The sequence below is a fragment of the Shewanella hanedai genome (genome assembly GCF_007197645.1).
Classification (GTDB): Bacteria; Pseudomonadota; Gammaproteobacteria; order Enterobacterales; family Shewanellaceae; genus Shewanella; species Shewanella hanedai.
Genome location: NZ_VKGK01000035.1, coordinates 16,470 through 31,829, shown reverse-complemented (window position 1 = coordinate 31,829; position 15,360 = coordinate 16,470). Strand labels below are relative to the sequence as shown.

The following is a 15,360-nucleotide window of genomic DNA, read 5'->3' as shown; positions in this document are numbered from 1 at the left end:
TAGCAACTCAGCTATCGAAAATACCGATATAAAATAACCTTTCCTATTTGTCATACAGAAGGAATCAGGGTAGTTTTAACACTAAATCAATTTTATTTTAATAAATAAGATACATCCATCACTGAACTCAGGTCTAAATTTCCAGAGAATAGGAAACAGGACACGTCACTAGGGAGTATAAGAATGGAGCCCTGGCCCATTTTGTTGTCTAGACTCAATTCACATAAACAAAACTTAACTGATCAACTCAACATTTGGTTGAAAGCAGATCATTCACTCCCTTTGGCTTTAATTCAAGACGATCAATTCATCGGTGCAAATCCTGCTGCACTCGCTTATTTTCAAGCTCAAGTCGATAGCTTTATTCATGCTAGTCCCAGTGACTTTTCTCCTCGTATCCAATCATCAGGCAGAAGCAGTGTAGAATATACACGCCAAATGATTGAGCAAGCATTACAAGGTGAAATAACTGAGTTTAATTGGCAGTATATCAGCCAAAAAGGCGATGATCTGCCGACTAAAGTCACCCTATTTCCTTTCAAATTTGGCCTCCAAGATGTACTTGTTGTCCAATTTGAATCAAAAAATAGGCGAAGCCACACCAGACCTCGTCTAAGTAATGGATTTGATACCTTACCGAAAGAGTTAATGTCGACGATATTAGAAGACAATGCTGAAGCTGTGTATATCACAGATGCAGCTCATCAGATTATTGCAGTGAACAAAGCCATGTGTCGTATTTGCGAGTACAGCACAGAACAGCTACTCAATAGCAGTACCGATCTGATCAACATCTATAATCGCCCCAATGAAGAGCGTGAATTCATTAGCGCGCTTCAAGAAAGGGGGAGTTGGCAAGGTGAAGTCTGGAAACAACGATCCGATGGTTCAACGTTCCCAGCCTGGAAAAGCTGTCGTAAGATCTCGACCCAAGATAAGCTTTACTATGTCACCATCTTTAGTGACATTAGCTCAAAGAAAGAATTAGAAACCCAGTTAACCGAACAGGCCATGTATGACACGCTTACCGGTTTACCCAATCGTTTCCACCTGATCAAGCTGCTAAATCAAGCCATTAAGCAAACTAGAGCACACCCTGATACATTGGGTGCAGTGATGTTTCTCGATCTCAATGGATTTAAAAACATCAATGACTGCTTCGGTCATGCCACTGGTGACAAGGTTCTCCAACTCGTTTCGGCGCGATTAGAAGCCAGTTGTATCGAAAACGCCGACATTGCCCGTCTAGGTGGAGATGAATTCACGCTTATTGTTCAGAAATGTAATAACCGAGCTGAAGTTGAAGAACTCTCTAAGCAGATCATGTCACTATTTGACACTCCCTTCGAGATCGATGATCAAAAACTGTATTTAGGCACCAGTATAGGAATCGCCCTATTCCCTGAACACAGTGAACAAGCCAATAAACTATTAAGTCTCGCTGACACAGCCATGTACAGCGCTAAAATCAGTCCAACGCATTTACGCTTTTATGATAAAAAAATGCATCAGGAGGCTGAGCAGAAACTCCATACTTTGAGCGAACTGCGTCATGCCCATAACCTAGATCAGTTTAAACTCGCCTACCAAGCCATCGTCGACCTTGAATGTCACTCCGTCATTGGGGCTGAAGCCCTACTCAGATGGCACAGACCTGATGGGGAAATTATAGACGCCAGTGATTTTGTGCCGCTACTCGAAGAAACGGGCCTTTTGATCTCTATTGGTCAATGGGTGCTAGAGCTTGCTTGTACCCAGATGGTGCAATGGCGAAAAGATAATCCAGAGTTAAAGGTTTGCGTCAATGTTTCTCCCATGCAGCTGGAGCATCATGACTTTGTCCAACAAGTCACTCAGGTATTAAACCAAAGTAAACTGCCTGCAGAAGCCTTAATGCTCGAAATTACAGAGCTGGCATTGTTAAGACAGCCTGAAGCGGTCACACAAACATTATTGGCTCTAAAGAAGCTTGGTGTGAGCATCGCCATCGATGATTTTGGTGCGGGTCTCTCCTCACTCAGTAAGTTGAGCAACCTTCCTATCGACTGCTTGAAAATAGACGCTGGTTTTGCTCAAAGGCTCAGTGAACCTCAAGGTAAAGAACTATGCCAAGCCATGATACAGTTGGCGCAAGCACTGGATATCAGCTTTGTTATCGAAGGAATTGAGACGCAACAGCAGAAAGATATATTAGAGCAGATGGGTAAAGGTTTTGGACAAGGTTACTTCTTCGGACACCCCAAAGACGCCTCACAGTTCATGTCGGATAATCTATAAAATGCTAATGATATCGAAGTGGAAAGTTAATCGATAACTGACAGTGAAAGCTATGTTAGACCTATCAATTATCGATAGGCACTGCCTCCCTGCATGGACAGTGAACTAACACAGCTTTCACACCATCTGTACAACAGATGATTCATATACATTAAACACTATTTTGTCTTACATAAGCGTGATCGAAATGTTATTTCAATCATCGCTCATGGATAGAGTTCACAAAAAAGCTAATCCCTAAACTATCACGACTCATAGCGCTTTCTCACATCAGCAGGCATTGACTGAATACGTTGCTGAACCATCGCCTCAAGGGCATTGGTTAATGGTGACACCTTCAGTTCCGGTTCAATAGACTTCAACATCATCGCTGCCGCCTCTAAGGTCGATAAACTGTCTGCTCTGCTGGCTTTGCGGATCTTGTAATTGGAAGCAGACTCTAAGTCCAGATGCAGTGCAGGATAACCTTGTAACCAAGGGTTTAGCTGCAAAAGCTTGTAAGCTTTTCGCCAGGTCCCATCAAGGAATAACAACACCACTTGATTCTCAAGCTGAGTCTGCATTACATCAGAGCTGTTATCCGACGGGTAAACTAAATAGATTGGCTTAGTACAGCCATCAAGGTACTGGCGTAATGACTTAAAATCATCTGGTGACTCACCCACATAAACACGAGTTTCTGGGATCACTAATGCCATCAAACGGACGCTGTTTTTGGCGTGCCCTACTTCACTGGGATCTTGCAGCACGATCAGTTCTGTAGAGACCGTCATAGGCTCGATACTCGAACACAAGCAGGCCGTTAACGGATAATGACATTGAGGACAATTAGGACGAGACACAAGACATGACTTTACGAATTAATAGTGCTGCTAGTTTACATTATTATGATGAAACAATGGAACTGAAAAGCACTGCGCAACCAGCGGTTAACAATTAACACTTTACTTAGTAACATCCATAGCATTACACTTCCCTAAATAAATATAACTACATTTTTATCAAAGCTTTAGTCGAATCTAATTTATTGACCAACTTCAAGGATGAATAATGAACAGCAACTCCCTTTCCCTCGCATTACTATTAGGGCTTACTGTACCTTGTGTAAGTGCAGCCACGGAAACCGATCCCAGTAACACATTCCAGCATGAGGCGAACCTCACTTTCGGTACTCATACAGACGGCTTCGATGATGGCTTATGGAACCTAGATTATCGTTATTACTTCAACCCTGTGGACGCAGATAAAGGCCCCTATGCACTCAGTGGATTTCTTGCACAAGAGTCTAATATCGGTGCCCAATATGCACAAATAGCAGTCGTTACAGATATTGTTGCTTATCAAGTTGATGGGACCTATGTTTTTGACTCTAATTGGTTTATTGGTGCTCAATATAACAGAGTCTATCTTGACAATGACTACTTCGATGTTGTCTCTTCTGTAGATGACATTGTCGAATATGAGGCACATATTGGCTACTTCTTTAATGAAGCTTCTGAAATTTCGTTCTCATATCAAACGAGCTCCACTTCAGATACTCAATCATTTAGTTCGCCTGAGTTTTCCTTTAACTCTAGCAGTGACTCAGATTACCAGTTGTACTCAATCGCAATGCACAGCTTCATCCCACTCGCATCATCCTCTGGTTTAGATTTACTGGCGAGTTGGAGCTATATCAATCAAGATTATGAAACAAGCAACACATTCAATCTGTATGATGATTTCACAAGCACCTCTAAAACAAATAGCAATACCGTCAAGTTCTCAGCTGATTGGTACATCAATAGATCATGGTCTATTGGTGCTAACTATGTTTGGAGTCAATATGATACAGATTCTGAATACATGACAGAAGATACTTTAAATCAGTACAGTTTTGATGACACCAGCAATGAGTACGCCATCACCACCGCCTATTGGTGGCAAATATCTCAGCACTTTGCAGCTAAATTTAGCGTTGCAAAACAATTTGGTTTAGACGGTGATGGTTTGCCCGATGGTTTACTTATCGGGATCTCCGCTAACGCGCGCTTTTAATCGTATCACTTGACCAGTTCTTCCATAAAAAAGCCCGCCTTCTGTGGTTAGCAGTCAGCGGGCAAGGGTGTTTAGGTCAGGTTGTAATACTAATTCTTAAATTAAGCCTTAATGCGCATATTGCTCTTGATGCCAATGATCAAAGCGAGACATGGCCATCATAATCAATAAACTTGTCATCAAGCCTCCCATGACTAGCGCTACCGCATAAGGTGCCGTTAGCTCCGTTTGCTGCACTAGACCAACAAGCAGTGACGCCCCACTCATTTGTATAAAGCCTAATATCGCGGTCGCAGTGCCAGCTCGCTCACCGAAAGCTGCCAAAGCCATGCTAGTCGCAGGGCCAAGCAAAAGGGCGAAACCAATACACAGCAACATCATAGGTAGCATAAAACTAAAGGCTGCCATCAGGCCTTGTGTTGGTCCTACAGTTTGCAATAGTACTTGCATCAAAGCTGATACCAACATGGTTGAAAGTGCAACGATTACGGTAGGTCGGTTACCAATCCTATTAATCACCATAGGGGCGGTGAAACAAGCAATGATATTCACAACAGCGTTAAGAGCAAACAGCCCACTGAAGGTCAATTCAGATACACCTAAATGATCAATAAGCCAAACAGGTGCATAAGAAACATAACTTAAAATGGAGGCCATACCCGCCATACAACAAAGAGCATAGAAGACAAAGTGTGGCTCAATAAGCACTGGCTTATAACGCGACCAACGATAAAGAGGGCCTGTCATAACCGTATTCGCTGGGCGAGTTTCCGGTAATCGATACCCAACAACAATCATCATCACGATGGCATAAAGCGTCATAAATACGAAGGTTGAACGCCAGCCAAACTGCAGTGCTAATAAGCCACCTAATGTAGGAGCCAAAGCGGGAATCACACAAATCATGCCGTTGAGATAACTGTAGTAGCGAGCACTCTCTTTAGGCGTAAAGCAGTCTCTAACCGCACTAAACACCACAATTGATGTTGAGCAAGCTGCCAGCCCCTGTAACACTCTGGCTATCTGTAGCCAATGAAACTCCATTGCAACCGAAGCCAGTATGCTGCTGGCGATATAGAGCAGAATGCCGCCAAGTGCGATTGGACGACGACCATAACGATCCGCTAATGGTCCTATTGCTATCTGACCAACACCCATGGCAAACAGGAAAAGTACCAAGGTTGACTGTATTTCACTGGCGGAAACCGCAAACTCTGCAGCCATGACAGGCATAGAGGGCAGATAAATATCAATGGCTAAAGGGCTTAACACCACCATAGACATTAGAATAGGTAACAAATTACGGCGCATGGTTTCTCTCAAGATGGAACATTATTTAATTGAGGCCATTTTAGCTCACCCATGATATGAACAGAAATGGTATTATTTCAGGAATGAATTTCCTTTTAGGAATATCTAATGAATTTAGATAATCTGGCCAGAATAGACCTAAACCTACTTGTTATCCTACAGGTTCTGCTTGAAGAGCAGAGTGTCACTCGAGCAGCAAATCGGCTTCATGTCAGTCAATCAGCCTTGAGTAAAAGCTTACATCGCTTGCGGGAATCGCTGGGCGATCCTTTATTCATTCGTACCGCTCATGGCCTAAAACCCACCGCACATGCTATGCAGTTAAGTCAAAAGTTACCGAGCATGTTACATGGGCTATATCAGCTCACTCAGCCTCCTGGCTTCGTTCCTGCGGCAAGTACACGTCAGTTTTCCTTTGCGATGGTCGAGAGTGCCTATGAAACTCTTCTGCCCTACTTTATCGGCCCTATCCTTAATAACGCACCGAACCTCAAACTGGACACTTATGGCTGGATTGAAAGCTCGATGACAGGACTCCAAAAAGGCCAAATAGACTTTGGGATCTCGGGGAGAGATCTACATTCACAATCTGCGCTACAGATAGATAACCTGCCTGCTGGTATTGCCCATAAAACCCTCTTTACCGATCATCAAATCTGCCTTGTCAGAGAAAATCATCCGATTATTGCCGTTGTGGCTTCGGGGAGATGGGATATGCAGGTGTACCTTGAAATGTTCCATGTGCAAGTGCGCTGTGAAGGTAATGAGTGGTGGGCATTGGATTATCACCTCGCTGACCTCGGACACAGGCGTCAGCTAAGTACTACAGTATCGGATTTCTATGGGGCCGCAAGTGTATGTGCCCATAGCGATTTGATTTTTACTTTACCTTCCAGTTTCGCCAGACACGCCAGAAAATTCTACCCACTGGTAGAGCTGGATCTGCCCTTCGAGTTTATGCCACTCGCTTATGTATTACTGTGGCATGAAAGGAACAATGAAGAACCGGGGCATAAGTGGATTCGGGAGACCATCTGCAAGAACGTGGCAGAAGCCTTTAGTCATGTCGATGATTGATACAAAAGAGTAAAAGATGAGCCCAATGCGGGCTCATCTAATACCAATCAGTATAAAGATTTTGCTAATAACACTTTATAGAATAAAAGTGGCGACCTTAGCGTTTAAATCATTGGCTCTTTCCTTGAGCTCTCGCGCATGTTCCAAAGTATCCATAGCTGAGCTAGTGATATCATCGGTTACATCTTTAATCGCGATGGTATTTTGCGTTATCTCACTCGTTACCTGAGTTTGCTCTTCAGCCGCGGTTGCGATTTGGCCTGCCATATCAGAAATAAGCGACACAGCCTGAGTGATCTCCTCTAACGCAAGCGCTGCATTGTCCGCATCACTCACACTGTTACTTGCCAGCTTTTGACTTGTTTCCATCAGCTCCACTGCTCGCGCCGTCATCTTTTGCAGCGTCTCAATGGTAGAATGGATCTCTTGTGTTGAATCTTGAGTTCGACGTGACAGCACACGAACTTCATCGGCAACGACAGCAAAACCACGCCCTTGTTCACCAGCCCGTGCAGCTTCAATCGCCGCATTAAGCGCTAACAAGTTAGTTTGCTCGGCAATCCCTTGAATTGTCGATAAAATACCTGAAATAGACTGCGCATGTTGGCTCAACTCACCAATCACTTCAGTGGCTAAGGTCACCTCATTGGCTAAAGAGTTAATTGAATTACGCGTCTGATCGACCTGATTTCGCCCCTGCTCACTGCTCGTTGATGACTGCTGAGCAGCCGCGGCGGTATTTTCTGCATTCGAGGCTATCTCCTGGGTCGCACAGGCCATTTCAGTCACTGCAGTCGCAACCATCGTGACTTCTTGCTGCTGTCTTTGTAGCTCATGCACTGAGGCCTGATTGGTATTTAAACTGCGCTCAGCGTCTAAATCCAGCTCTGTTGCTAGCTGACGAATATGACTGATTAGCTGATGCTGACTGCCAACAAAACGGTTAAAACTCTCAGCAAGTAATCCCACTTCATCACGACTTTCAATCTCTATTCTCTGGGTGAGGTCACCATTACCATCAGCAATTTTAGCCAGCGCCTGAGACACCTTAGTTAGTGGCCCAAGTAAAACATTCATCAAGGCTGATATAGCCAGCACACTGGCGATCAACACGATAAGGGATAAACCTAACTGAGTCATCAGCAGCGAACTTAAGGGCGCTTCTAGCGTTTGCTTGTCCAGCACCAGTATCAACTCCCAATTTGAATCAGGAATATCCACGCCCCAAAGTAGCTTGTCCCGCCCCTCTTGTTCAAAGTAAGCAGAAACATAATCATTACTCGAACGGCTCATATCAGGCAGCCCACGAGACAAATCATTATCGATTTCATAGGCAGGGTGCATCGCCTTACTCGCATCTTTATAAGCGATAACAGTGCCATCTTTATGCATTAGCACGGCATAACCATCTGCTGGAAGCTCCATGCTATTAATGTCATCGACTAAGCTTGCAATGGGTAGGTCACCACCCACAACACCGCCCGCCGCTGGCTGAGCCAAAGTCACCACTAAGATATTGTAAGCCACATCGATATAAGGCTTAGTCACAATGAATCCACCTTCATTCACCGCTTCTCGGTACCAGTCACGGCTCCGAGGATCATAGCCATCACGGTTTATACTGGGATCAGAATCATGCATCACACCATCGTTTGAACCAAAGTAAGTCAGTTCAAACCCACCTGATACTTGCGCTTGCTTTAACGGATTTAACGGTTCATACAATGGTTGTGAACCTAAGGCTTTGATCATGTTTTCACGGGCGGCAAACCACTGTTGGATATTTTGCGCCTGCTGACTACCTAGCCTCTGCACTTGCTCCAAGCTACTTTCCTGCAATAGTGCCTTCTGGCTCGAGTAGCTTTGCCACGACAGCAAGACAATCACCAGCGAAAGAGCAATGACGACAGAAAACAGAATTTTTTTCTTGAGTGAGTGAGATTTCATAATGACTCTGTTGAACAGTGATGATTTGAGTGGGCAATGAGAAGTAAACTTCCGATCACGCTAAATTAGAAATGCAGTTTATTACATACGCTCTGTGGCGACTATGGCGCATGATCACATAAACGCTTAAGATAAAGTAGCGGTCTCATTTAAATCAGTCTTTAGTAGATAACGGTGTAGGATAATTAAGCTAGGGGTGGTTTTTTCATACAACTAATGGCGGAAAATAAGCTAAAAGTTGCTGAACAATTCCTGAATAGATTGAGACAATCGATTAGGTTAACTGAAATTAACGTGATCTAAGCTTAATAATTATGCAGAATAGGGATCAGTTAATTATTTGGAGTTCTTATGATCTATAGTCAATTTCAGCAGTCACCTTTTCAGACTAGATTCTCCGGCACCAGAGGTTGGATGGCATTTGCTATTGGACTCGTAGTTATCACATTAACGTTAATCGCACTTCCTTTCGTGCTGTTAATTGGCGCTATCAGCTTTGTTCTACTGAGTTTATTTGGCCGTATCTTTATGAAAAGGCAGTTGGCACGTTTTCGCCAACAGCAGTCGCAAGCCACTCAGCAAAGTCAGTTTAATGAGTCAAGTGAGAGCCAAGATCAGGCTGTATTTGAAGAGACTCGTTTTGGCAGTAGCCGTCATCAAGCTAAGCCACATCAGGGACGTACCTTCGAGCACGATCCTAGCTAGCCCAATGATTATCACTAAAACGCTTGCCTTGGCAGGCGTTTTTCGTTTTATCCTCAAGTAAATTGTGAAGCCATTAACGGACGTGTTAATAAGGCTTCAAACCGCTTCCAACGCTCACTCTGAGTAACCCCTCCCTTCTCCACCCATTGAGCGACACTGTCTTCGCCATGATTATAATTAATCACATAAGCTCGGTTTGCTTGGTAGAAGCAAACCCGTTGTTCAGCACGTGACTGGCTATACAAACCATAACGCACCAGTAAACTCTCAGCTTCAACTGGTGAAATATCACCATCGGTCAATTGCCGACAAACAGAGTTATCTAGGTGAGCTAATTTTTTATAGCAGGCTAACACTCGATGATAATGTTCAATATCGCCCTTAATTCCCGCTAACGGCATCAACTCATCACGTTCAAATTCAATCAGATCTTTATCTGACATGATCAAACTCAAGCCATAGTTAGCACTGCCTTCTGACAGAAAAGATATCGGGCTATATAACGGGTAGATTGCATATTCAAGCCACTGCTTTTTCCTAACAAGTTCCCTTTCTTGCAGTAGATTAAACACATGATGTCCGGGATAACCTTCGTGACTAGCCAGCTCCATACAACGTTCAAGGTAAAGAGGTTGGTCTTGGTTGAGCTGAATTAGACTCTGATAACCACCCTGATACCAGTTATACGCACTCCACACTTTATCGTTAACGAACTCGATACTGAAACTCTCATTTTCAGGCAGCTCAATATAAGCAGAGGTGAGCTCTCGCGCTTTTTCAACCGCCGATGCGAACACTTGAGGAATGCAGTGATGAGGTACGATAAATTGCCCTCGATATGCTTCAAAGCGCTGGGTTAGTGAGCCTTCCCCTGGGAGTAATTTGGCAATGTCATCGAGCACAGGCTGGAAGCTTTCGGGAGAGTAATGATCAGCTTGGGAGTCATATAAACCTTGTGATTCAAGCGCAAAAGAGCCCCTGTCTCCAAGTAAGTGTTTGATGTAATACTCTACTGACGCGAGCTGCTTAATCAAAAACTCTCGACGCTGTTCAATCTCGAGTCCTTCAAGCTTAAGTCCATCAAGACAAGTTAATAGATTGCGGACATCAAGGTTAAGTGTCGCTAGTGGTTGTTGCTGATACTCCTCTCGCCACGATTCAGGGCCATAATAAGCATCAACATAGTTAGGATCGTGCAAACCAACGGCTAGCACGAGTTTGACATAGGATCTGGCAATATCATCAAGCTGTTGATTAAATTCTACATTCACTAAAGCCACCTTTTTTGGCTTTATCAGCCCGTTTAAATTAAAGGCTTAATGTAACCACTTGGTATATTGCATGCAACATGCAATGATAGATTATGCATTTAGCACTCAGCTCAGTGAACTTTCTACAGAGTCAGTAACTCTTGAGCTCGAATTAACGCGGCAAGCTCTGATTGATTCTGAGTAACACCAATGACATTGGTAACTTGCTGAGCCAAAGAGTCCCAAAGCGGGGCGATCACAGCCAGTTCTTGTTCATTGCCGTGCTCGCGAGCCAATTTTAACAGCGACGCACTCCCTACCACATCAATTTTGCCTAACACACCATCGGCCAACGCAATACTGAGTTCAATCATAGCTGGCACACTGTGGCCATATTTGATCACTTCACGTAGATAGAGCTCTGCCTGTGAAAGATCGGTGCCAAAAGCATTGTCATCATTAAGCATTGATTGAGCACGCGAAAACATCGCATCAACCTGACCCAGTTCAGCCGCTTCAGCCATCCATTGCTCACTGGCAAGAGAGTCCGCTTCACAGCCTTCTCCTTGGGCTAACATAAGCGCCAGATGATATTGAGCATGAGGAAAACCTGCTTGCGCCGCTTTAGCGATAAATTGATGCGCTTTTACCAGCTCCCCTTCTTGATAATAAAGCACACCTAAATTCGCCATCGCTTCCGACTGCTCGAGTTCAGCAGCCCGATACAAGTAATCCTGCGCCTTCACCCTATCTACAGCTAGGCTCTCGCCCCCAACAAGATAAAAGTAACCCAACAGCGCCATGGCATTAACAATTCCCGCTTCAGCAGCTTGAGCGATCGCCAGCTCACCAGCAGAAATATCAGCCTCACCACTGTAACCGTGGATCTTAGCAACGCCATATTCATAGCGAGCATCCATGTCACTGACGGCAGCTAAATCAAACCAGTATTCCGCTTTTTTAAGCGTGTCAGCAGAGGAGGTCGTCAATACTTGCCGATCACCATGACTGTCAGCCAGCGCTTCCTCCTGCTCACGTTGCATCAAGGCACGTGTTTTAAGGGACATACCAACAAGATACTGAGCCTGCGGATCTGACTCCATCACCGCTCGATAACAGAGATCTCGCCCCGCCAAAGAGTTAAATGCTTCAAATCGATATTTAGGCGCCGGCTTTCCCGTTACCTGTAAAAAGAGCGAGTCGAATAAGCTCAGCAGCCTCTCTATCGACTTTTCACTTAACAGCAGTAGTTGTTCAGAAGTAAGGTGATACTTCTCAGGATGGGCCCCTCGATTGCCGTCACCGCGTAACTTATGCATTGCCCTTGTCGCACGAACATTAATCACCCGCTTATTATTCAGGGTTTCAATTCTGTCGTAGAGGTTAGGGCTATCGAAAGTAATGCCGGCAGGCTGGGCGAGCAGCTCTGTTAATTTATGTGTAAGGCTGCGAATTTGAAGTAAAGCTTGAGTGGGAACATCAGTAACATAGCTCTTAGCGACACTATAATCGTTCCCTAGTTCAGGTGAAAAACGAGTAACAAATTCGACATCAGTTAGCAAAACAGAGTCTCCGGGAATCGAGTTCCCGGGAGCGAATGCCCGGGAACAACGCTAAATGTTAAACTTGCTCATCCAGTTTCGGTCGTGAAACCATATATAAACGGAATAGAGCAACGTTAACGAACAATCCCATAAATGCCACGAAAACTTCGACGATTAACTGCAGTGGAAAACCAACTGACTGCGCCAAAGATGACAGTGAGCCACCAATAAGAGAAAGCGGAATATACAGCATCAACACCATCAAGGTTTTAAAGGCGATAGGTCCACTGAATTTGAAGCTGCCCTTGATCGCTTCTAACGGTGTTAAACGCTCAACCACCACCATAAAGTTCACATAAGCCAATCTTGCAAATATATAAATACTCATAGTAAGACCCACAAGCCATAGAGGACCAAAAGCAGCAAAAAGCATCACTGGCGCTAGAATCGCCAAGCCGGAGAAGACACCTGCTAACAACAAACCAGGAACAAAGTTCAGACTGGTTTTAAGAATCAATGCCGTATTCGCCTCATGACCCTGTGAACGTATCTCTAAGAAAATAGTTACGGCGGCAATTAAGAGCGAGAAAACCAACAATAACGCCATAACAGCAGCCATATGCAGACCACCGAATTGTGGGTTCTCCAAGTCAGCGTTTGCCATCTCCATTCCTAGCCACAACTGAATACCTACCTGAATAAACAATATGGGGACAGTAAGGATAGCTAACTGACTAATATGATTGCGAAAGAAGTTATAGGCTTCGGTAAATATCGCGGACAATGGCATGGACGTTTCCAGTAGATAAAAGATAATAAATTAATAGGCTGAATAGGATACCCAAAAATCACGTTTATTGCACAGGTGAATTGAACAATAGGTGAACCGCTTAACATCGAAACGATAAGATACTATTGTTAAAGTTAATGCATTATTTGTGCTAAAAAAGCTAGAATGACTGTCACGACAGGAATTAAATACCCCCATAGGAATTGTAAACATGAAACTATCAACTCTACTTGGCTTGCTTATGAGCTGCACTTTAATCACGGCTCCTGCAACAGCTGGCTGGTTTGATGATCTTTTCGGTAAAGAGGAAGTGAAGCCTGTTGCAACCGAAACTCAAACCCAAGGTACCGATCTTGTCAGTAATGTGATGTCTCAACTTGGACTCAACAAATCTCAAGCTGAAGGCGGATTAGGGAGCTTATTAACCTTAGCTAAATCTACACTTGGTGGAGAAGACTTTGGTCCAATCGCTAAAGCAATTCCAGGCATCAATGAATTACTCTCTGCAGCACCAGCAATAGATAACGAATCAGGCATGTCAGGTCTACTTTCAAAGGCCGGCGATCTAGGTGCTTCACTGCAAGGTGGCGCACAGGTTTATGATGCATTTGAAAAGCTTGGTATCTCTAAAGAACTTGCCGCACCTATGGTAAATATCGTTAAGGGTTACTTAGATTCTCATGCCGGCGATGGTACCAGCGATATGCTAATGAAAGGCTTAAGCACCATTTTATAAAGTATCGCCTAAGACAATCACTGGGTTCATCTTATCTTTTTATTAATGACAATAAGATGAACTCATCTCTTTTCTTCTACTCTAAGCTTATAAGCTTAATTTATTAAATCATTCATTGGCGGGTCTATTTATGATAGCAGCACTAAAGAAATTCTTAACCTCCCACGCCCAAGCTGCCACACCCGAAGAGCAGACACATCATCTAAACTTAGCAGCCGTAAGCCTATTGCTTGAAGTGGTTTTTGCCGATGAAACACTATCAGATGAAGAGGCAAAGTTACTGCCTTCGATGTTGACTGAAGCCCTCGACTTAAGTCAATCTGAAGCAGAAGGACTGGTAGAGGAAGCGACAAAAATACAGGGGAACTCTACCTCTTTGTATGAGTTCACCAACGAGATAAATCAGCAGTGCAGCATCGAACAGAAGCAAAAACTCATTCTAGCGATGTGGAAATTAGCCTATGCCGATGGCCAGCTTTGTCGATATGAAGACCAAATCATTCGTCGCACAGCCGAACTGCTCTATCTCAAACACAGTGAGCTAATCCAGATGCGCAACGTTGCAATGGAAAACAAGTAAGTCATCACGATTGGACGCTCAGCACTCATTTCATTCTGCTGAGCTTCTATACCTCAAGCACGGTGAACTAAAGCCGTTAAGTTAGTTGGCCTGAAATTTCAAAACCTTTTCCGCGAAGCGCTTGAATTTTGTTGCTCAAACCGCCCATTTCCATCTTTAACCCTACCGAAGTCACCTGCTGAGATAACCAGCATGTTTTTTCGTTATCATCGACAGAGTCCCACTCAAGTAACACAATATGAGACAACTTCAGGATCGCAGCCTGAGAGGAGAACGGATCCGCATCCTTAGGGTTATTTTGATATTTAATTCCCTGAACAAGTTCAGATGAAAAGTTCCAGTTTTGCGCCAATAAGGATGCAACTTCCGATGAGGTATAACCTAAAACTCCCATCTCAACGGCCAATTTTTCAGCGCCACCAGCGATAGACTCTTGAATTTTAAGTGCCTTATCCGGCTCTATAGTTGCAATAAGCAGATCACCAATATCATGTAATATGCCACAGGTGAATGCCGTTTCAGGCTCAGCACCACAACGCTTAGCGAACTCTTGGCCATACAGAGACACCTCAAAGCAACTGCCCCAGAATTCACCAATATCAATCCCTGCGACCGTCGGAATAGTACCTATCACAGCCGAGGCTATCACTAACGTTCTTAAGGATTGTTGACCAAGTCTAACCACTGCCTCGTCGATTGAGCCGACTTCTCGGCTACGGCCATAATGTGCCGAATTGGCTAAACGTAGCACTCTGGCACTGACCAGAGGATCACGGGAAATTTTTTCAGAAACTTCAGCAATAGAAGCACTGTCATTGTTAACTACATCCAATAGTTCACTCACTGCTTTAGGTAAGCGTGGAAGTTTATCTATATGACTCAATAAGGCCGCTGTTCCCATCATCTATCTCCTTATTAATGAATAAGTATCAAAATAAAAATATAGAACAAGATCAGCGATATTTCCCTGAAATAGGTGAATTTTTTATGAACCACTTAACTTGATAATCGCTAAAAAATAGCAATAGCCCTCCTCAACCACGAATGAGCAAACACAAAAATAGTTAGCCGAAAATTAATCTAGAATGCGTTAAAAAAAGATCACA

The 15,360-nt window shown here is 43.9% G+C and carries 13 protein-coding genes; 6 read left to right on the top strand and 7 right to left on the bottom strand.

Going from position 1 to position 15,360, the window contains the following annotated elements; translation table 11 throughout:
* Positions 1-183: 183 nt before the first annotated feature.
* Positions 184-2,277 (top strand): EAL domain-containing protein, encoded by a 2,094-nt coding sequence (locus FN961_RS21225; protein ID WP_144042172.1) that lies wholly within the window; start codon positions 184-186, stop codon positions 2,275-2,277.
* 245 nt (positions 2,278-2,522) lie between these two features.
* Here FN961_RS21225 and FN961_RS21220 read toward each other — a convergent pair whose 3' ends face one another.
* Positions 2,523-3,119 (bottom strand): tRNA-uridine aminocarboxypropyltransferase, encoded by a 597-nt coding sequence (locus FN961_RS21220; protein ID WP_144042171.1) that lies wholly within the window; start codon positions 3,117-3,119, stop codon positions 2,523-2,525.
* A 208-nt stretch (positions 3,120-3,327) separates the two neighbouring features.
* Here FN961_RS21220 and FN961_RS21215 point away from each other — a divergent pair, with 208 nt between their 5' ends.
* The gene (locus FN961_RS21215) at positions 3,328-4,314 is read left to right on the top strand and encodes a hypothetical protein (protein WP_144042170.1); all 987 of its coding nucleotides are present in this window, start codon (positions 3,328-3,330) and stop codon (positions 4,312-4,314) included.
* Positions 4,315-4,422: 108 nt separating this feature from the next.
* Here the strand turns inward: FN961_RS21215 and FN961_RS21210 are convergent, their stop codons facing one another.
* The gene (locus tag FN961_RS21210; protein WP_144042169.1) at positions 4,423-5,625 is read right to left on the bottom strand and encodes a multidrug effflux MFS transporter; all 1,203 of its coding nucleotides are present in this window, start codon (positions 5,623-5,625) and stop codon (positions 4,423-4,425) included.
* A gap of 108 nt (positions 5,626-5,733) precedes the next feature.
* Between FN961_RS21210 and FN961_RS21205 the strand changes: the two genes are divergently transcribed.
* The gene (locus tag FN961_RS21205) at positions 5,734-6,702 is read left to right on the top strand and encodes a LysR family transcriptional regulator (RefSeq protein ID WP_144042168.1); all 969 of its coding nucleotides are present in this window, start codon (positions 5,734-5,736) and stop codon (positions 6,700-6,702) included.
* A 75-nt stretch (positions 6,703-6,777) separates the two neighbouring features.
* Here FN961_RS21205 and FN961_RS21200 read toward each other — a convergent pair whose 3' ends face one another.
* On the bottom strand, positions 6,778-8,649 hold the full coding sequence (locus FN961_RS21200; protein ID WP_144042167.1) for a methyl-accepting chemotaxis protein: 1,872 nt from the start codon (positions 8,647-8,649) through the stop codon (positions 6,778-6,780).
* A 351-nt stretch (positions 8,650-9,000) separates the two neighbouring features.
* Between FN961_RS21200 and FN961_RS21195 the strand changes: the two genes are divergently transcribed.
* Positions 9,001-9,354 (top strand): hypothetical protein, encoded by a 354-nt coding sequence (locus FN961_RS21195; RefSeq protein ID WP_144042166.1) that lies wholly within the window; start codon positions 9,001-9,003, stop codon positions 9,352-9,354.
* Positions 9,355-9,407: 53 nt separating this feature from the next.
* Here the strand turns inward: FN961_RS21195 and FN961_RS21190 are convergent, their stop codons facing one another.
* The 3 genes from FN961_RS21190 to FN961_RS21180 all read right to left on the bottom strand — a co-directional run bounded on the left by FN961_RS21190 (position 9,408) and on the right by FN961_RS21180 (position 12,938).
* On the bottom strand, positions 9,408-10,625 hold the full coding sequence (locus FN961_RS21190; protein ID WP_229814766.1) for a hypothetical protein: 1,218 nt from the start codon (positions 10,623-10,625) through the stop codon (positions 9,408-9,410).
* A 122-nt stretch (positions 10,626-10,747) separates the two neighbouring features.
* On the bottom strand, positions 10,748-12,166 hold the full coding sequence (locus FN961_RS21185; RefSeq protein WP_144042164.1) for a tetratricopeptide repeat protein: 1,419 nt from the start codon (positions 12,164-12,166) through the stop codon (positions 10,748-10,750).
* A gap of 58 nt (positions 12,167-12,224) precedes the next feature.
* Positions 12,225-12,938, bottom strand: a complete 714-nt coding sequence (locus FN961_RS21180; RefSeq protein ID WP_144042163.1) for a hypothetical protein — start codon at positions 12,936-12,938, stop codon at positions 12,225-12,227.
* A 211-nt stretch (positions 12,939-13,149) separates the two neighbouring features.
* On the opposite strand from FN961_RS21180, the gene FN961_RS21175 reads away from it, so the two are divergent.
* Both FN961_RS21175 and FN961_RS21170 read left to right on the top strand, forming a co-directional pair.
* A complete protein-coding gene (locus FN961_RS21175) occupies positions 13,150-13,674 on the top strand; it encodes a DUF2780 domain-containing protein (protein WP_144042162.1) in 525 nt (174 codons plus the stop codon).
* 130 nt (positions 13,675-13,804) lie between these two features.
* On the top strand, positions 13,805-14,254 hold the full coding sequence (locus tag FN961_RS21170) for a tellurite resistance TerB family protein (RefSeq protein ID WP_144042161.1): 450 nt from the start codon (positions 13,805-13,807) through the stop codon (positions 14,252-14,254).
* 76 nt (positions 14,255-14,330) lie between these two features.
* On the opposite strand, the gene FN961_RS21165 is transcribed toward FN961_RS21170, so the two are convergent.
* On the bottom strand, positions 14,331-15,155 hold the full coding sequence (locus FN961_RS21165) for an HDOD domain-containing protein (RefSeq protein WP_144042194.1): 825 nt from the start codon (positions 15,153-15,155) through the stop codon (positions 14,331-14,333).
* Between the last annotated feature and the right edge of the window lie 205 nt (positions 15,156-15,360).